Genomic DNA, 18,600 nt, shown 5'->3' with positions numbered 1-18,600 from the left:
CAAGGTAGGCGCGTTTTTCTTTGAAGACGGTGAACCGCCCCGGGAATGGAGGAGGCACCAACGTCTGAGAAGATGGAGCCATGACAAAGTCAAACAAGTTCTCACCGGAAGTGCGCGAGCGTGCCGTGCGCATGGTGCAGGAGCACCGAAGCGACTACCCGTCGCTGTGGGCAGCCGTTGAATCGATTGCGCCCAAGATTGGCTGTGTGCGGCACACCCTGCACGAGTGGGTCAAGAAGGCCGAGGTCGATAGCGGACAGCGCCCAAGTACCAGCACGTCCGATTTCCAGCTCATCAAAGAACTGGAGCGCGAGGTCAAAGAATTGCGCCGGGCCAACGACATCCTGAAGATGGCCAGCGCATTTTTTGCCCAAGCGGAGTTCGACCGCCGTTTGAAGAGCTGAAACGCTTCATTGACCTCAACCGCCATGCCTTTGAGGTCGAGCCCATCTGTCAGGTACTACAGATGGCCCCATCGTGTTACTGGCGTCATGCGGCATGCCCACGCTGCCCAGCATTGCGCAGCCAGCGTGCCCAACGTGACGAACTCCTCAGCGCAGATATCCAGCGCGTTTGGCATGCTAACTGGCAGGTCTATGGTGCCGACAAGGTCTGGCTGCAACTCAACCGTGAGGGCGTGCGGGTAGCCCGTTGCACCGTCGAACGCTTGATGCACCGTTTGGGTCTACAGGGTGTTCGCCGAGGCAAAAGCGTACGCACCACCACAGCGGACACCTCCAGGCCATGTCCATCGGCAGTTCAAAGCCAGTCGGCCCAATGAGCTGTGGGTGTCAGACTTCACCTACGTCTCTACAGGGCAGGGTTGGTTGTATGTGGCTTTCGTGCTCGATGTGTACGCCAGGCGCATCGTCGGGTGGCAAGTGAGTCCCAGTATGCACACCAACTTTGTGCTCCATGCGCTCGAGCAGGCTTTGTACGAACGTCAGCCAGAGGCGCATGCCTTGACACACCATTCGGACAGGGGCAGTCAGTATGTTAGCATTCGGTACACCGACAGGCTCAAGCAGGCGGGCATACAGCCATCGGTGGGCAGCAAGGGCGACAGTTATGACAACGCACTGGCCGAAACTATCAACGGGCTGTACAAAGCCGAGTTGATTCACCGCCGGGCTGCCTGGAAGACCAGGCAATCCGTGGAACTGGCCACCCTAGAATGGGTACACTGGTTCAATCACGTCCGACTGCTCACGCCGATTGGGGGTATCCCCCCGGCAGAAGCTGAGGCAAACTACTGGAGGCAATTGGCCAACAGCAACACCTCGGCAGAGGTATTCACTTAAACCAACCTGCCTCCTCGAAACCCGGGGCGGTTCAGTGCTCAGTTCACCAGCATGTTGACGCAGGGCCACTGTCTGCCACATTTCTGTGCTGATGGGACATCGGATTGGAGTGGACGAACGGCTCCACTTTTATTTCATAGGCATCAACGAATCTGCCTCGCTAATTTCCGCCTTGCCTGTCTTACGTTCAAATAGGCACAATTCGCGGCCCTCTTGACCCTGCATGTGTTTTTGTGGATAGCGCCCCCCGATCATCAGCGCCGTGTAGCCTACGCTGTCGTCGAATAGCACCGGCGAGCCCAACACTTTTTTGTTCTGTAGATTGCTCCGCGCCAAACAGGTCTGACGCTGTAGCTTGTCTTGCGCCAGCCATGCATCATCGGACGAGGCCTGTACGCTGCCAGCGAAGAGCGTGGCGAGCAAGGTGAGGCAGGTGACTTTCATAGAGTTTCTCCTGAAGTGATATCTGTGATAGCTAATTTTAAGGATGGCTTTTCATTGCTTGGCCTGAGTGCCATCCTGTGGGGGGAATTTTTTTCAACTATTGATAGAAGAATCATGAAATTCTCTGCCCGCAATAAAGCGATCTTCACTGCAGCCACGGCCATGATCCTCGCATCGACTTGGACGGGTGAAAATCGACCATCAAAGACGTGGTGATATTTTAAATATCAACAAGTTAAATCTATACAGTACCATCACTCAAAGTTTGTGATGGTGTTGGGATCGTGCCACCTCGATGGTATCTGATAGCTTTAGTACCATGAAAAATGCCATGAAAAAACAGTTCTTGGCAGTTCCAGTTATTTCCAGTTGTTTCCATATTCAGGAGCAAAAAAGCCCGCAGTGATGCGGGCTAGAAGGCCATTTAGTTCCTGTCAGTTCCGGTAGTTTCCGGTTGCCGGATTATTCCCACTCGATCATCAATAGATCTCGCAGACCCGCATAGTTAAAGGGATTGGCTGTGATCGACATGGTTCTTTACCGTCGCTTTTACCGTCAAGGAAAAAGAGCTTGTCTGGTGCAAGAGATGAAGCTAACTTCACGGAAGCTACGGTGGCTAGCCCACATCGATCAGACTGAAGCATACCGAAAATACCAACTAAGGTCAGCCGCAGACTCGAACTATCGAGCCGCGCCCGCTAGTCGCCGCTATTGCCCCCTCAAGTTACGTGCCGGCCGGTTCCTTTCGTTTCGATCCATTCGCCATAAGTGTTCGATGCGGCCACTTAGGTGCTCGAGCAAACACCGCGCCACGCTGTGAGTTCGCGAATAACAGCAAGCAATTGGAGCAGGCCGATCTCGCTGGTGCGTGGGCTTCCAGTTCCATCGCCACTAAGCCCAGGAACCGACATCACATCCCTCTAAGCGAAACACCGCTCCATCCGGCGTCGGCAAGAACTCCAAAGACGCCATTGGCACATAGGGCAGCAACAGCGGCACGAAGCCTAGAGTGTTCACCGGAGTGCTGTTGCCCAGGCTTTTCGGGTGTTTTGACACGTCAGTCGTGCCATTCAAAGCACGCGCTACGGCCTATGAACCTCCTCAAAATTTTGTCGCAAGCTACAACTAGTTGGTGGTCACGGTGGTTCTCTACCGACTTCGATCCATGAAACAGATTGCATCGCACGAGGTAGATGGTGCGCAAGAGTTGCGACCAGGTAAGCATGGCTCCTTTCGTCCAGTCGACGGGCTGCTGCTTGACGGCGGCGCGCAGCGCTTCGTCCATGAGTGCTATGCGGTCGTACTTACGAAAAGCGTCTCTTCCGAGCTTCTTGCGCACGTCCCGCACGTTCAAGACCGGGAGCAGCGCAGTAAAATTCAAGATGTTCTCCTCGAACTCGGGATCATCGTTTAGGAGACTATGGTATGCGGTTACGAGTTTTGGGTGATCGGCCAAGGCGTTGATCATCGCCGCATCTGTCTCAGCCTGCGTGACGCACTCCATCCACCCGTTGAAGGCCATCCAAACATTGATGAACGACGAAAAAGCCGAGCGTTGCTGCTCGGACGCCTCGACAAGCTCGCGGGCCAAGTCAGCGGCTTCAGGATCAAGAAAACGAAAGTTGTCGAAACTGCTCATGGGATGAGCCAAGGCGGGAGTGGATGGTCTAGTTCATGAGGCGCGGAACTGAGCCGACCGTACGGTGACTTTTTCAGCATCAGACAAGAGCTGGATGACCCAATTGTTTGGGGAATTCACGAATACATGCTGTAGCACCGTACCGAACTTGGCCCTTGAAAAGCTCATGTCGTCGGAATTGATGTCGGCGAGTGTGCCGGCGAGGTAGTCCGGCAGTCTCACCATCTCATCGAAGCGGTGTCGCCCCGTCTTCTCCGGCATCTCGAAAATGATCTCCGGAACACTAAGTCGCAGACGGCCTTCGCTGTCTGAAATGGGCAGTTCGTGCTCGGAGCGAAGGAGCAGGAAGTAGAAGTACGCAATGTCGTACACCACCATGTCGTAACGCTCAAGCAGTGCGTCCCGGTCCGAAATCCATCGCAAGAACCCGGCCCGAGTCGACTCCGTCACCAGGTGGAACACGATGGCGGCAGCGCTCGCGGCGAGATGGATCTGGCGTGCGAGCTTTTCATTGACTTGTTTTTTCCGAAGATCTTGTTCAAAGAGCTTGAAGCGCTTGATCGCTTGGTCGTAGTACGGATTGACGTCGGCGGAGTTGTCTCGCCAGGCCTTCATCATCTCGCAGGCGTCGGGCAGAAAGTCCGCCATCTCCGCCGTTTGAAGGTAGCGGCGTAGCAGCGCTTCATCTCGACGCAATACGAAAGACAGACTGAACGTGATCGGCTTTGGACAGGTAAGGTACTGCACGAGCCCCAAGGGCACTTGGTTTGTGTTCTTGAGATCTTTCGGCGCAACGTTGCCCAAATATTCGCAAATTTCCGCCGCGGTGGCGTGGTTGGCAATCACAACGAGCGAAATGACATCGTTGTTTTTGTTGATGTTCCCGATGCAGTAGTCGGACACGACTGTCCAAGGCATTCCTGGCGGGTACTCTGAGAACCACGCCTCCATTTGTCGCTGCAAGGTGGCGGTTGCTTCGACCAGTCTTGGGAGGATGTCAATCATGATTCATCTTATGAGAACTTGCTCCTCAAATGGTGGCCGCTGTATTGATGCCGCTTATAGATGCCTCTCCCCTGGCTGGCGTAAGTAGCCCCCTCCTTTGGATCGGCTGACGCCTTCGTCCTCGCCCCGCAGTACGGGCCCTTCACTTGCCTCATGTGCGGCCTATCCCTGCCGCGTTGTTCCTTGCGCGCCTGAAGGACCGGCAAACAGTCGGTACCCGGTCGCCCGTCGCTCCCGCGGCGCTGCGCTCTTCGCTTGACTGGGTTCGACGCCAGCGTTGGCTAGTGCCCCCCCCCCCGCGGGTACGTTGACTCGACTGCAGAGTCGAGTAGAGGATAGCCGGGAGCAAAGCATCCTGAGAGAGAATGCACTGGTGTCTCAGTCCGAATTCCAAATTGACTACACCTCCGCGCGAGGATCCAACACCGGCGACGAGTACCATGAATTGTGGGCTGCGCGGCAAGCTCTGAAATTGCTCGATGGCCGCAGTTCTCTTTCGGTAGTCACCGTGGAGGGATTGACGGCGAACGAAGGGACGGACAAGGTATGGGATGGCGTGGACTGTAGCCTTATGTTCGGAGGTGACGACGCCGCGAGTGCAGAGCGTGTCGAGGTTCAGCAGCTGAAGTATTCGGGATCAAGCCCGACCAGCCCGTGGACGACGTCCAGGCTCTGTACGGGAAAGGATGGTAGCCCCAAGACGTCGCCCATCCGGCGACTGGCCGATGCCTACAAGGGATTGCTCGCTAAGCGCCCTGGCAAGCCGAACAACTCGCTGCGGGTCGTCCTGGTCTCGAACCAGCCGGTCGCATCCGAACTACTGACGCTGGTCGAAGACGCACGGAGCACGGTCCCCGAGTCCTATAGCCGCACCTGGAAGACGGGTTTGCCCGACCTGCATCGCCTGGTTTACGCCAGCGGACTGAAGCCCGCAGAGTTCGGGGAATTCGCCCAGGTGCTCGATCTGCAGGGCGCATGCGGCTCGCGCTTCGCGGTTGAAGATGGCATGTTGAAGGCCATCTCGGAATGGACGGATGTCGAGCTGCATGCGTCGGCAAGCCGCGTGCGCGACTACATTCGAAAGCGCATGCTCCCCGAGGCGGCTGGCGAAGTCATCACGCGCGAGAAGGTACTGGTCCAGTTCGCGGGTGTGTCCGAAGACTACACCCTGTTCCCATGCCCTTCAAAGATCGAACCCGTCTCGTCGGCCGTGCCTCGGCCGATCGCGGGTGAGATCGTTGGCCGGATGAAGGCAGGTGCCCGGCATCTGTGCCTGCATGGCGGAGGAGGCGCAGGCAAGACCACCACGCTGCAACAAATCGACCAGTCGCTGCCGGCAGGGTCTTTGATGGTGGTGTTCGACTGCTATGGCGCCGGTTCATACCTTGATGCCAGCGCGCTGCGCCATCGTCCGCAGGATGCGTTCGTGCAACTCACGAACGAGATTGCCTACCGACTTCGTCTTCCTCTTCTGCTCGTGCCGCAGGCATCGCGCGACTATCCGCGGGCCTTCCGCAAACGTCTGGAGTCGGCCGCCGGTGCTATGGCGACCACGTCGCCCGACGCGCTGTTGGTCGTGGCCATTGACGCTGCGGACAACTCGATCCTGGCGGCGCAGACGCGATCTCCGGCCGAGACCAGCTTCGTCCACGACCTGGTGACGATGGATGCCCTGCCCGGCAACGTGCGGATGCTGATCAGCGCGCGCACCGGGCGACTGGACGAACTCCGCCTGCCGGTCAGCTTCGAGAAATTCCCACTGCCGGCGTTTTCGCTGGAGGAGACCGCTTCCAACATCCATCGTTATTGGGCGGCACCGCAGCCTTGGGTCGATGACTTCCATCATCTCTCCGGTGGGGTGCCCAGAGTGCAGGCCTACGCCTTCGAGAATGCGGCCAACACGCCCGAACACGCGCTCGATGCACTGCGGCCATTCGGAAAGAACCTTGACCAGGTGTTCCGAGAACAGTTTCAATTCGCACTCCGCAAGAATGCACGCGAGAACGATCTGGAGCACCTTTGCGCAGGATTGACTTCGCTTCCGCGTCCGATACCCATCAGCGATCTGGCCATCGTCCTCGGGCAGCCTCAGGCCAAGCTCAGCGATATCTGTGTGGACCTCGCACCGGGGGTTCGCAATACAGGTGGGCTGATCAGCTTCGCGGACGAGGACTTCGAGAGTTTCGTGAGGACCGCTGCGCAACCCGCGATGGCGGATGTACAGGCCCGCGCGGCGCAGCACCTCCTCAATCGGTCCGGCGTCGACGCCTATGCGGCCCTGAACGTGGCACCAGCGCTGCTTGTCGCCGGCAGGAGCAAGGAGCTTCTGGAACTGGTAGAACGGGAGCCGCAGCCCCCGGTCCAACTTTTGCCCGATCCCATCCGCAGGCGCGAGGTGCAGTTGCAGCGCCTGCAGATCGCGATTCGCGTGTGCCGGGAAGCCAGCGATGCGGCCCATGTGCTGCGCTTCGTGCTGATTGGCGCCGAGGCCATCAAGACGGAAGAGGCGACATTGAAGCAGCTCGTCGCCAATCCAGATCTCACATCGCGCTACGCCAAGGACACGGCGAGCCGGCTTGTCCTCGGCGATCCGGGAAAAATCGCCGCTCATGGACCGCTCTTGTTCCACCTGCTCGCCGACGACGCCGCGCGTGGCGACGCCATCTCCGTCAGGGAAGGTTGGCGGCGCATTCGGGCGTGGGAAAGCGCACGCCGCGATGATTTCGATAAGCAGATCCGGCGCTACGGCCATGCCTCCGCATGGCAGATTTCGCCCAGGGACGTTGCTGCGGCCATCCACGCGACGCTCTTGCTAGAAGGTCCCGTTGCAGCCGCAAATCACTTCCAGCGAGTTGGCCCGCGAGAGTTCGCCTACCGCTCGGCGAAGCACCTCGTCAGCCGCCTACTCGCAGAGGGCAAGTTTCAGGACCTTGAGAAAGCGGCGGAGGTCCTCAATGATGTCGAGTCGCTGTTCCTGCTGGTCCCAATGGCGGCTGCAGGCCGCAATGTGGACTTGCAACGCGTGGCCTCCGGCCTACGCCTGGTCAAGCGCCGGATGCGCAGGGCCGGCGCAATTCTCGCCCGCGCGGAAACGTCTCGAGACGAGGTTGGTCTCTGGACCATCGACACCTCCCTGACAGCGGCCGAAATCCTGATCGCCCGTAAAGGGGAGCAGTCGGTTGCGGTAGATGTGCTTTCGCCCTTTTTGGATCTTGAGCTTCGGCGCATCGACAAGGTGCATGAATCTCACTATTTGTTGATCGACGCCATCCTCCGAGCCGTGACCTTGACCGATGTGCTTGCAGGCAGGACCGGTGCAGCTGATCTGATCCTCATTCCAAGGCCAAAACCGTCGGAGGAAGAGAAAAAGAAGGCAAGGCACGACAGCCACGCCGAAGAGCACGATCGCAAACTACGTGAACTGGTCGAAGCGTTCGTCGGCCTCTACGCTGCACGTGCGATGCTGCTCGTTTCGTCGTCCGGTGACGCGGTCAAGGATGCCGAACTGCTCGACAAGGCGAAGCAACGGTTGGAGCGCGACAGCTGGAGCATCGACCGTCGCTTTGGGACCTCCTCGATGCGAGCAAAGGCGGCGGAGAGCCTGTCATTGCTGCTTGCTACGAACGTGCCGCCGACCTTGACCATGGACCGTGCGCTCGAGGTTCGCCGCGGGTGGTCGCCGAGCGATGCACATGGACTGTTCTATCGGCTGGCCGCCGTTCCGGCTCTGCACGACCCCCTCATCCTCGGCATTGCGCAGGCCGCGACATCGAACCGCACCGGTCGCAGCCCCGCTGGAGAACGATCGGAGTTCCTGTCGGCGTACGCATCCCTCATGGCAGCGATCAGCCCTGCGGATGCCGATGCCATCTTCCAATCGTCCATCGAGGTCGCCGGCGAGCTGGACACGGAAGTGATCGACCAGCTTCGCTTGATCTCGCAGATGACCATGCAGAGCCATCGCAGCTTCGGGGACAGAGGACGTCTCCTTGCTGCGGACCTCACCGAAGTCATCCAGGATGCCGCGATCCGCATCGACAGCTACGACCACTTCCCTTGGCCCGATTCGATCCGGGCTCTGGCTCAACTGGACTACCCCATCGCGCTCGCCGCTGTCGCCCGTTGGCACGATTCAGAATTGGCAGCCCTGCGCCTGACCCTCAACAGCGCGCTCGCTGCCGGTCTCGAGCTTGGGGCGCTGTCGGCACCACAGGCAGCTTCGCTCGCAGTGTTGCTGCAGGATATCGACGGCGAGGTATTGCGCCAGATCGGCACCCATGCCGAACGCGACGGACGCGATGCATCTGCCCGGATGGCGGAAGAGTTTGCGCGTGATTGCCTACTTGATCGCTTCGATAATGAGCGCGCGATCCAGTCATTCCTTGCCAAGAATGCCGAGGGGTTCTGGTCCAGACGGCTGCTCGCCCAGCATGCGTTCCAGAGCACGCTGGCGGTGACGCCTGTCGCGGATGCGAGCGTCGACGATTCGGCGCGTGATGCTAATGGCAAGCCGACTGTTCCGCCGGCCTCGTGGGACGAAGCGGTTCTGGTCAACGTTGACCTGCTCGGGGCGGAACTTCGCCGGATCAAGGAGCAGTCGCGTCAGGATCGACGATACATATCGACCGAAGACACGCTGTCGCAGGCCGGGCAGCACGTACCCACCCGCCTTCGCATTGGTCATCTCGATGCGCTACTGCGCTTGGATGCGATGTGGGATGAGGCCGATGTGCTGCATGCTTTGCTGGCAAGACTCGACGCTTGGGCAGGTAGCCCTGCGGTTGTCCAATGGCGAGATCGGCACATGGCGGAGGTGCTCTCGCGACGGCTTGCGGCGCTTTGCCGTTATCTCCCTCACCATGATGTCGAGCTGCGGTCCGCACTGACAATGGCGCGTTCCGCAAGGATTGGACTGGCGGACGTTTTGCTGCGCGGCATCGAGCTCAATTTCGATCGATTCCGTGCATCCGGGCTGTTCGCCGTATCGGGGATCATCACAAGTGAACTGAAAAGCGAACAGGTCTCGGAACTCTGCGACTGGTACATCCGGCGTCTGGCTGGTCGCATCATCGACCAAGACAGGGAAGGCGTCCAGGCAGCCATGATCCCTGGACAGGTCGAAGAGACACTAGGCCGCTTCTTCTACGCCATGCTCGGTGATGTCGATGTCCGAGTTCGCTGGCGCTGCGCCCATGCACTTCGGCGCCTCGCTCGCATGGGAGAAAACAACATCCTGGACGCGATTGTCGCCCAGCATGCACGGACTGCAGAATCTGCGTTTCGCGTGCCTGGTGCCCCCTTCTACTGGGTGGCGGCTCGCCTGTGGCTGGTCATCGCCCTGGACAGGATTGCGCTGGAATCGCCGGCGGCAATTGCCAAGCATGGTGGCTGGCTCCAGCAGGTGGCCTTCGACGAGCAGTTCCCTCACGTGCTGGTCAGGGGCTTTGCACGCGACGCCTGCATGAAGTTGATCGAATCCGGCCATTTCGCCGCGGACAGCGGAACCAGAGAGGCGCTGGCCAAGGTCAATCGCAGCCCGCTGCCGCGCAGCAGAAAAAAGCGCGACTACGGCAGGAGCTTAGACTCCTTCCACAGTCACGACGAAGGCCTGCGATTCCATTTCGATGGTCTGGATACGCTGCGATATTGGTATGACCCCCTGCTTCGCGCGTTCCCCGACGTGACGCCGCGGGAATTCCTGGTCATTGCCGAGCATTGGATCGTGGATGCGTGGGAAGCGAAATCCGGCGACTCCTTGCGCCCACACGACCCAAGGAAGCACCGCTTCAGGGAGCGGAATTGGCAGCTTTACAGCAAGAGTCATGGCACCAACCCCACGCTGGAGGATTACCAGACCTATCTGGAATGGAACGCGATGTGGTGTACCGCGGGACAGCTGCTGCGCAGTCGCCCCTTGGCCGCACGCGACTATGGACGGGATGAACTCGAGGAGCGCATCGGGTACAACACGCTTACTCTGTCGCCGCTCTGGCTGGCCGACCTCGCCGGGCCGGTGCCGCTGCAGCCAAGCCGTTGGAAGACCCCCGCCAACACTGCCGGATGGATCAAGAACGTTTCCGACGATGAACTCCTGGCGGAGCTGCTGGCCAGCGACGCACCGGGCTTTGTCGTGGCCCACGCCCACATCGACGACAGATCAAGCGAGCATCACCAAACAGTGCGCGTATCGACGGGGCTGGTGTCGCCGGCGACTGCGCATGCGCTGGTCCGCGCACTGCAGACCACCGCGGACAGCTCGGCCTTCTACATTTGTCCGGAGGGCCACGATCTGGAGATCGATGAACTCGGTTTCCAATTGAGCGGATGGCTGGTCTGCCCGGAGGGCGACACGTTGCTCGACGAGAAGGACGTGTTCCGCAATGGTGTTGCACGTATCGACTACTGCCCAGGAAAGTCCGTCACAAAACTGCTCGGGCTCACGCGCCGCATCGAGCCCGAGATTGCTTGGTATCGTTCTGGCGAGCAAGCGCCAAGTTTCGTGTACCAGGCCTGGGGCCACCAGGAGAGCGAAACGGACCGGGACCATCGCTATGGTCGCCAGACCGAGTCGTCGGGGCACCGCCTGCTCGTCTGCAAACGCGGATTGGCCGAGTTCCTCGACAAGAAGAAGCGCGATTTAATCGCTGAAGTGGAGATCACGCGCCGTGAACCAAGAACATCCGGATATTCCGATCACGAAGAAGAGCCCAAGGAAGTTGAATTCGAGAGGATCCTCCTCCGACGAGACGGCTCGATCCAGGCCGCTGAGCGAGATTTTGGCACTTGGGGACCGGCTGGTTCGTGAGTTCGGACTGGAGGACAGCACCGACACCGCGGGCCGCTGGATGGCCCACCACCTGGCCGAACTGCTCGACCAATCGAGAACGCTGAAGGGCGAAAAAAAGAAACAGGCGGAGACGGCAGCGACGGATCTGATCCTGAGGCTTTGGTCTAGCCGCGAGGCTCTGCCCGGCGCTGCCTACCCGCTGAAGGCACTGGGGAGACCACTCTCCGTCTTGCGCCTGCTCGGTGAAGAATCGTCCCCGTTCAGTGCGAGGCACTCGCGGACGGAAGAGGCGCTGCTGGCCGATGCGTTCGACGGCTTGCGTAAGCTTGTTGCCCACGGCGTGCTGCTGTTCTCAGCTCGACTAGACGAACATCCAGAAGACAACGTAACGACACCCTTTCTGGTGGACGAGGAACGGCGGTCCATAGAGGCATTGAACCTGTGGGTAGAGCATTTCAAGCAGGCGCGGAAACCTAGCGTTTCGATCGTGGACTTTTCCATCGCTGCTCCCGATGCCAAGCCCAGCCCCGATCCCGATCCAGAGACCCTGACGGAAGAGGCCCGAGCCAAGCGCGCCTTTGTCGAAGAGATCGACAGGCTCCAGACCACGCTTTCGAAACTCAAAGATAGGCTCGTACCAGGCGGATGAGCTACGAGCAGTGCCGGGCCAGCGATGTCTATCGCTGCCATGCAAGGTTCGTGGCAGCGTCCCTCGTAACATTCGACGTCCAGCACGCACCCAACTCAACTGAGGCCACATCGCTAGGGCGCTGCCGGTACAGCTTTTAACTTCGGAAGCAGCTTTGGAAAATGCGATTGTCCGTCAATCCAAACACAACTCCGCCAGCCGCACAAAGGCCTCAGAGAGCGATCAATACTGTCGCGGAAGATATTGCCGTCGCTGCACGTGCGAGTGCTCAGCCAATGAGGCTCGTGCGAACCGTCACGTTACCGTAAGAAGCGCGCATCTTTTGATGGCGCGGGAGATGAAGCGATTTGTGGGGCGGCGACTCTGGCAACACCATCATCAATCAATTCACATCATACCGAACAAGGGCCAAAACTTCAGCCTTTGCGCATCAGCGCAATCCAACTTGCAGGAACGGCCGTCATCGACGCACTACGCAATGCGGCGCCGAACCCAGTCGGCAGCTTCTTCAGCGGAAGACATGACTCGGCACGCAAAGTCGCGTTCGATGGCTAGGTTTCGCTGCCTCAACAGTGCGTGCATGGGTCCATCGGTCAGGAGTACGTCACAGTAGCCCAGCGCCGCTTCTGCATGGTGAAAGTCGAACATGTCGTTGGCGTTCAACTTCTGCGTGCGATTCCAGCGCAAAGCTGCATGCAACAGAGCACCGACCTGCAAAGTACGCAAGGCCCGCCGACCGGCTGGCTTCCGGATGGCCGCCCGCAACAGGCCGAGACACTGCCTGGTGATTTCTTCCCGCTCTTCCGCCGAGGACTGGGCTGCAGGACCAAGAGCCTTCCTAGCCATATCGTGCAGCACGTCGGCGGCGATCGGGGCGGCGAGTTCCAGCACGCCATTGATCTCGTCCCGGTACACCTGTGCGAAGCTCTTCATTGATGGCGCATGCACCGCGTTGTCGCGGTTCAACCGATTGGCGATGTCGCCGAACGGTGAAGCAAGCGGCCAGGCGCTTCCGATGGTCCCCACCATCGTCGAAAGAGAAAACTCCCACAGGTGGTCGAAGAACGCCTTCTGGATCACGAGTTGCTCATCTTCCGGGAAGGCCGTGGCCACCGGATGCTGAACACCCAGGATGTACGGGACCTTTGTCCAGACCAGGTGCTCCAGCGGATGCACGCTGTGACCTGCATTCGCATGAAGGAAGTGAGCGACTTCCGTCGCGACGCGGGTCGGTTCGTGGCAGAGCGTGATGCCGCAGCTCAGTTCGTCGATCAATTCGGCAGTCGCACCCCGCGTGGTCAGGTCCGACTGTTTCATCAGTTCAAGGAACAGCGCATCGCTGATGGGACAGACCAGCCGCCCTGCCGCGACACCTGCAACGAGAGCATCCAGAAGATCCGATGCACCTGGTGGGCATGGCGCCCGCATTCGCGCGCCCCGCAGGTAAATCCAGAAACACTTGTCGAGGTAGATGCGGTCTCGTGCCATCACCCATTCGCCAAGTTCGATGACTCGGCGTCGCGCGTGCTCGTCGGCCGTGATTTGCGGCGTGGCGCGATGCAACGCGAATCGTTCGGCAATTTGGGCTGAGGTCACGGGGGCTTGCGCTTCTTGTCGGGTCGAACGGACTTTGGCTTGAGATGATCGGGCTCGCTCAGTACGAATCGAACACCACGGCGTTGCAGCAACCGTACATAGTATTCGACCAAATCGCCATTTTCGCTGCTCAGTAAGTCACGCCCTTCCCGCGCATCCTCACCCTGCCCTGCTGCCGACCATAAGTGGTGTTTGAGATGCCTCGTTGGGTCGTAGCTGGACTACGACAATATTTTTCCGAAATCTTCCGAACCGTCTTCAGAGCCCGTCCGGTGCAGGAGAACGCGAGCCCCCTCGTCTGCCCTCCTCCTTTTGTCGTCGGAACCCTCGATCCCTGACCATGAACGCCTCCAGCATGTGCGGAATCAGCGTCGCAGCATCGATCGTCTCGCCATATGTCTGCGCGTGCAGCGCGGCGTAGCGATCGAGGTCGGCCTTAAGGCTGGTCGGGCATGAGAAGGTCTGCTTGATGCTCTCGGTCTTGGGCAGCGGCCCCAGCCGCAGTTTGCGAGCCGTGCTCATCGCGAAGTCCCCCGATTGAAGAACAACGGTTGATACGGCCGCAGCACCAGATCCCGGTTGACGATGATGCGCACCGGCAAGCCGGGCCGCTCCGTCAACGTCGGCTGGATGTTGAGGTTGCGCCGCGTCATCTCCTGTCCGACCTGGTTCACGCTGTCCTGCAGGCTGTCGCGCCCGGCGATGACGACGCGATCGCCGTTCTGGCGGCTTTCCGGCGCAGCCAGCTCGGCGCCGATGCCCAGCAGCGTCGTCAACGCAGCGCCGGCGAAGATGCGGTCCCAATACCAATCGACGCCATCCTCCAGTCCAGCGTAGCCAGCCGGATCGGTGCCCGCCAGGTTGTCCAGCGTCAGCGAGGACGTGTCGGGCAGGATGATCCGGTTCCACACCACCTGCACCCGGCTCTGCCCGTAGCTCACCTGGCTGTTGTAGCGCCCCAGGATGCGGGAGCCCTGCGGGATCAGCATGAACTTGCCGGTGGCCGTGTCGTAGATCGGCTCCGTCACCGAGGCGATCACGTCACCCGGCAGATCGGATTTGATGCCCGTGACCAGCGCGCCCGCGATCACCGTGCCGGCCATGACCTGATACGGCGAGGCCGGCATTCGCAGGTTCCCGGAATTGCGGGTTTCCGTGGAACTGGCTTTCAGGAACGCCTCTTTCTGGTCCTGCCGGTTCTGCACGGTGGTCGGGTCGGTGGGCTGGGCCGCCGTCGAGGCCGGCCCGGCGGCCATCGGGTCAAAACCCGCCAGGCCAGACGACGGACTGGCCGTGGCGATCTGCATCGGCGCAGCAGTCGCACGCTGACCACCCGAACGGAAGAACACCGACGAGCCCGCCGCCGCTTCCGCTTCCTTGCGCTGTGCGTCGCGCCCAGCGGCGGCCGGGTCTTGGCCGGGTGGCGTGTAGGTGGGCATCACGGGCTGCTGCGACTTCACGATAGCGGGCCCCAGGTCCCCCGCGGCGGCCCCAGTTCCGGTATCTGTGGCGGCAGTTTCGAGTAGTCGGTTGGCAGCTTGTCGAGCCCTTCGGAGCGCGAGACCCGATCCACGTTGTAAAGCTCGCTCTGTTCGCTCGCACCGCGCTTGCGTGGTTGTAGCGACCACATCGTGGCGCCCAGCACGGCCACGGCGAGGCCTCCGGCCAGGATCGCCAAGGTGCGTCGGTTCAAGCGTGTCACCGCGCGCGGCTGCGCGCGCAGCGCCACTGCCTCGGGGGCAACCTTGCCCGCCTGCGGCGCAGCAAGGTCGGGGGTGTCGTCCTGGCTCATGGTCAGTACCCCCGCGCAATGCCATCCGTGCGTTCGATCCGCACGATGTCGCCCTTGTCACCGCCCAAGCGCAGTTCGGCCGCGCCGAACAGCCGATCTACGATGTAGTACGGCGCGCGGAAGCGGTAGTTCATCAGTTGCCCATCGCCTTGCGCGCCGATCACGAACAGCGGGGGCAGTTCGCCCTGCGCGATGCCCGGCGGGAACTGGATGTAGACCTTCTCGCCATCGTCGAAGGCGCGCAGCGGCTTCCACGGCGGATTGTTGCCGCTGACCGCGTAGCGGAAGCGAATCTTCTCCAGCGACAAGCCGGTATCGATCGGCGCCGTCGCCTGCGCGGCCTGTGCCTGGCGCTGCAAGGCCAGCATCCGGTCTTTCGGGTATTCCCACGACACCGAAGCCATCCAGGCGCGTTCGGTCGAGGTCAGCTCGATCAGGTAGGTGCGCCGACTGGTGGTGACGACCAGGTTGGTCTTGAGACCGGAGCGGATCGGCTTGACCAACACGCTGACGCGCATGCCGCTGGACGTGTCACCGACGATCCAGCGAACCGTGTCGCCGGCGGCGACCGTCACCAGTTCCTCGCCGGGTTGGAGAGAGATCACAGTGACCCGGCCCGGCGCCGCATAGACCTGGTACAGCGCGCCGTCGGTGAATGGCCAGACTTGGATGGCGTTGACGTAGCCCTCGCGCGTCGGCGCCATCCGCGCCTCGGCGTTGGCGCGAGAGACCCGGAGCTTTTCATCGGCGGGTTCGGGTGCCGCCTTGGTGTCGCCCCCCTCCGGCAGCGGCTTCATCTGCGCCGGCATCGGCAGCACCTTCGGCATCTCGACCACTTCAACCGGCTTGGGCAAGTCGGGCAACGGCTGGGCCTGTACCGGCTCATCGAGCGAGATGGCTGGCGGCGGCGTGCCTTGCGTGGCACAGCCCTGCAACAACAGTGCAGAGGCTGCAAGCGTCAACACGAAAGCGTAAATGCGGAAGAGCCGGTTCATGGTTTGGCTCCTTCGGTGGCATCGAGTTCACGGCTCCACGACAGGCCGTTGACGTAGATGCCCAGGGGGTTCTTGCGCAACCGCTGCTCGGTGCGCGGGGTTTGCAGGACGGTGGAAATCACGGCGTTCCAGCGCTCGGTGCCCGCAGGCGCACCGTTGACGAAGCGCTGCTCGTTCCATCGCACGTTGAACGACGTGTCGCTGGCGCGCACGACGCTGGTGATCTGCACCGTCACCGACTCCTTGCCGACACGAATGAACGGGTCGTGGGCACGTGCGTACTCATTGAGCACGGCCGCACCGCGGTCGGTGGTGTAGTCGTAGGCATCAAACCAGTTCTGCCGCACGACAATGGGATCGATGGACAGTGAACGAACCAGCACGACGAAGTGCGCCAAGTGATAGGCGATCTGCGCATCGTTCGGCCGGTACGGCGTGGCGGCCTCACCGACCGCCCGAACCTGGCCGGCCTGGTCCACTTCCACCACGTAGGGCGTGACGATGGATTGCGCCGAGCGCCAGACCATCCCGCCTGCCATCAATAACGCAAGCACCAGACAACCGAAGGCCATCAGCCGCCAGTTCTTGGCCTGCACGCGGGCCGAGCCGATGCGCTCGTCCCACACCTGGGCGGCGGACTGGTACGGAGTGGCAGGCTGCGGCGTATCGGCATAGCGCACCTGCGGTCGTTTGAATCGCATAGATCGTTCTCCTTATGAATCGGAATCGCGCAGGCTTGGACCACTGCTGGAGCCGCCGCCGTCGCCTCCGCGCAGTGAGTGGGCTGCGGTCGTGGCGGCATGGCTGAGCTGCTGGCGCCGGTGCAGCCGCTTGGCCCAGGCGGGTTGCTCCTGCTGTGCGGCGTCCGCAGGGGCTTCGCTGGCAGCGGACTGACCTCGTGCGGCTGCGGCAGCGCCACCGCTGGGCGCCGCACCCGCATCGTCTGTGCGGAAGGCCGCTGCCGCTTGCTCCTTGAGCGAGCGAGCCCCGGCGGCCGTCTTCTGCCCGACCGCCTGCGCACCGCTCTTGGCAACGTTGCCCACGCCGGCTGCGGCGCCCTTGAGGCCGCCTCCAGCGGCTGCGGAACCCGCTTGATAAGCCAACCGCGCGCTGCCTGCGGTCGAGGCCGCAGCACGCGCACCGCTGGCGGCCAGCTTGGCGGCGGCTGGCGCCATCCGCGCCCCGGCGGCCACCGCGCTGCCAACACCCGTTGCGGCGGCACCGACCGCAACGGCGGTTCCCGCTGCGCCCACCGCTGCCCCGGCCATCGCTCCAGCGCCGAGCTGCGGCGCCCCAGACACGAGGCCCGTGGCGATGCCCGGCCCGTAAATACCCAGGGCCAGCAGTGAGAGCGAAGCCAGCATCACGACAAGCGCGTGGTCGATGGATGGTTCGTCGGGCGTGACCTGGAACTCGGCGAACAGCCCGGTGCCGATACCGACGATCACCGCCAGCACCAGTACCTTCACGCCAGACGACACCACGTTGCCCAGCACCTTCTCGGCGAGGAAGGCGGTCTTGTTCCACAACGCGAATGGCACCAGCACGAAGCCGGCGAGCGTGGTCAGCTTGAACTCGATCAGCGTGATGAAAAGCTGCACCGCCAGCACGAAGAAGCAGAGGATGACCACCAGCCACGCGAGGAACATCACGACGATGGGCGTGATGTTGATGAACACTTCCGGGAAGCCGGCCATCTGGCTGATCTGGTCGAGGATGGGCGCACCGGCGTCGATGCCGGTCTTGGCCAGGTGCCCCGGCTGCAGGAACGTCTCCATGGTCATAGTCGAGCCGGAAGCCGTGAGGCCCAGACCGGCGAACGACCGGAACACAATGCTCGCCAGCCAGTTGAAGTTGCCGATGATGTAGGCGAAGGCGCCGACGTAGAGCACCTTGCGGATGAGCTTGGCCATCACGTCCTCGCCCTGGCCGGTGGCGTGCCCCAGCGCCCAGTAAAGTCCGGCCAGGGTCATGTCGATCGCCACCAGCGTGGCGGTGAGGAACGCGACTTCACCCCGCAGCAGGCCAAAGCCCGAGTCGATGTAGGTGGAGAAGACGTTGAGAAAGCGGTCGATGATGGCAACGTCGTTCATGGCCGTTCGTCCTGCGAAGTTGTGGGTGAGTCGAAGCTGACCGGAATCGCTGGTAACTCGGCCAGCGTCTGGTACTCGTCCGGCCCGGTGTGCCCGGAGAGGAAGCGCTGCAAGTCGGCCTGGGCGACCTTCGCGCAGAGCGCGCCGTCGTGCTCGCCGCTGTCGCATTGCATGCGCAGCGCATGCAGCCGCGCCGGATCGGCAGCCAGCGCATCGACCGACAGAACCTGCGGCCGGTCGCAACCGGCCAGCAGGCATGCAAGAAGGAACAGGACGGACGCGCGGTTCATGGCCTGCCC

At 61.3% G+C, this 18,600-nt stretch carries 11 protein-coding genes, 2 pseudogenes and 1 other annotated feature; of the genes and pseudogenes, 3 read left to right on the top strand and 10 right to left on the bottom strand.

Annotated elements, in window-relative coordinates; translation table 11 throughout:
- The first annotated feature begins 80 nt into the window (after window positions 1-80).
- A pseudogene (locus ACYVB2_RS05935) lies at window positions 81-1,301 on the top strand (IS3 family transposase).
- Window positions 359-475, top strand: a sequence feature (AL1L pseudoknot). It overlaps the preceding pseudogene by 117 nt.
- A 129-nt stretch (window positions 1,302-1,430) precedes the next feature.
- Here ACYVB2_RS05935 and ACYVB2_RS05930 read toward each other — a convergent pair.
- From ACYVB2_RS05930 to ACYVB2_RS05920, 3 genes are all read right to left on the bottom strand, one after another.
- On the bottom strand, window positions 1,431-1,745 hold the full coding sequence (locus tag ACYVB2_RS05930) for a hypothetical protein (RefSeq protein ID WP_382430554.1): 315 nt from the start codon (window positions 1,743-1,745) through the stop codon (window positions 1,431-1,433).
- Window positions 1,746-2,802: 1,057 nt separating this feature from the next.
- On the bottom strand, window positions 2,803-3,384 hold the full coding sequence (locus ACYVB2_RS05925) for a hypothetical protein (RefSeq protein ID WP_382430558.1): 582 nt from the start codon (window positions 3,382-3,384) through the stop codon (window positions 2,803-2,805).
- A gap of 33 nt (window positions 3,385-3,417) precedes the next feature.
- Window positions 3,418-4,389, bottom strand: coding sequence for a hypothetical protein (locus ACYVB2_RS05920; RefSeq protein ID WP_382430560.1), 972 nt, complete (start codon window positions 4,387-4,389; stop codon window positions 3,418-3,420).
- A gap of 373 nt (window positions 4,390-4,762) precedes the next feature.
- On the opposite strand from ACYVB2_RS05920, the gene ACYVB2_RS05915 reads away from it, so the two are divergent.
- Both ACYVB2_RS05915 and ACYVB2_RS05910 read left to right on the top strand, forming a co-directional pair.
- Window positions 4,763-11,194, top strand: coding sequence for a hypothetical protein (locus ACYVB2_RS05915; RefSeq protein ID WP_382430562.1), 6,432 nt, complete (start codon window positions 4,763-4,765; stop codon window positions 11,192-11,194).
- Complete coding sequence (locus ACYVB2_RS05910) at window positions 11,166-11,825, top strand: hypothetical protein (RefSeq protein WP_382430564.1); 660 nt, start codon at window positions 11,166-11,168, stop codon at window positions 11,823-11,825. The genes ACYVB2_RS05915 and ACYVB2_RS05910 overlap by 29 nt, the downstream gene beginning before the upstream one ends.
- A gap of 471 nt (window positions 11,826-12,296) precedes the next feature.
- Here the strand turns inward: ACYVB2_RS05910 and ACYVB2_RS05905 are convergent, their stop codons facing one another.
- The 7 genes and pseudogenes from ACYVB2_RS05905 to ACYVB2_RS05875 all read right to left on the bottom strand — a co-directional run bounded on the left by ACYVB2_RS05905 (window position 12,297) and on the right by ACYVB2_RS05875 (window position 18,591).
- Window positions 12,297-13,421, bottom strand: a complete 1,125-nt coding sequence (locus tag ACYVB2_RS05905) for a hypothetical protein (RefSeq protein WP_382430566.1) — start codon at window positions 13,419-13,421, stop codon at window positions 12,297-12,299.
- A gap of 258 nt (window positions 13,422-13,679) precedes the next feature.
- Window positions 13,680-13,943 carry a DUF2274 domain-containing protein gene (locus ACYVB2_RS05900; RefSeq protein ID WP_382430568.1) on the bottom strand — a complete coding sequence of 88 codons (264 nt, stop codon included), beginning with the start codon at window positions 13,941-13,943 and terminating at the stop codon, window positions 13,680-13,682.
- Window positions 13,940-15,213, bottom strand: a pseudogene (locus ACYVB2_RS05895) (TraB/TrbI/VirB10 family type IV secretion system protein). Before ACYVB2_RS05895 ends, ACYVB2_RS05900 begins: the two are co-directional and overlap by 4 nt.
- A 2-nt stretch (window positions 15,214-15,215) precedes the next feature.
- On the bottom strand, window positions 15,216-16,208 hold the full coding sequence (gene trbG / locus ACYVB2_RS05890) for a P-type conjugative transfer protein TrbG (RefSeq protein WP_382430570.1): 993 nt from the start codon (window positions 16,206-16,208) through the stop codon (window positions 15,216-15,218).
- A complete protein-coding gene (gene trbF / locus ACYVB2_RS05885; RefSeq protein WP_382430572.1) occupies window positions 16,205-16,909 on the bottom strand; it encodes a conjugal transfer protein TrbF in 705 nt (234 codons plus the stop codon). The genes trbG and trbF overlap by 4 nt, the downstream gene beginning before the upstream one ends.
- Window positions 16,910-16,921: 12 nt before the next feature.
- On the bottom strand, window positions 16,922-18,301 hold the full coding sequence (gene trbL, locus ACYVB2_RS05880; RefSeq protein WP_382430574.1) for a P-type conjugative transfer protein TrbL: 1,380 nt from the start codon (window positions 18,299-18,301) through the stop codon (window positions 16,922-16,924).
- A complete protein-coding gene (locus ACYVB2_RS05875; RefSeq protein ID WP_382430576.1) occupies window positions 18,298-18,591 on the bottom strand; it encodes an EexN family lipoprotein in 294 nt (97 codons plus the stop codon). Before ACYVB2_RS05875 ends, trbL begins: the two co-directional genes overlap by 4 nt.
- Window positions 18,592-18,600: the final 9 nt, after the last annotated feature.

The organism is Giesbergeria giesbergeri, assembly GCF_054779375.1.
This window is presented reverse-complemented; position numbering and strand designations above follow the sequence as displayed.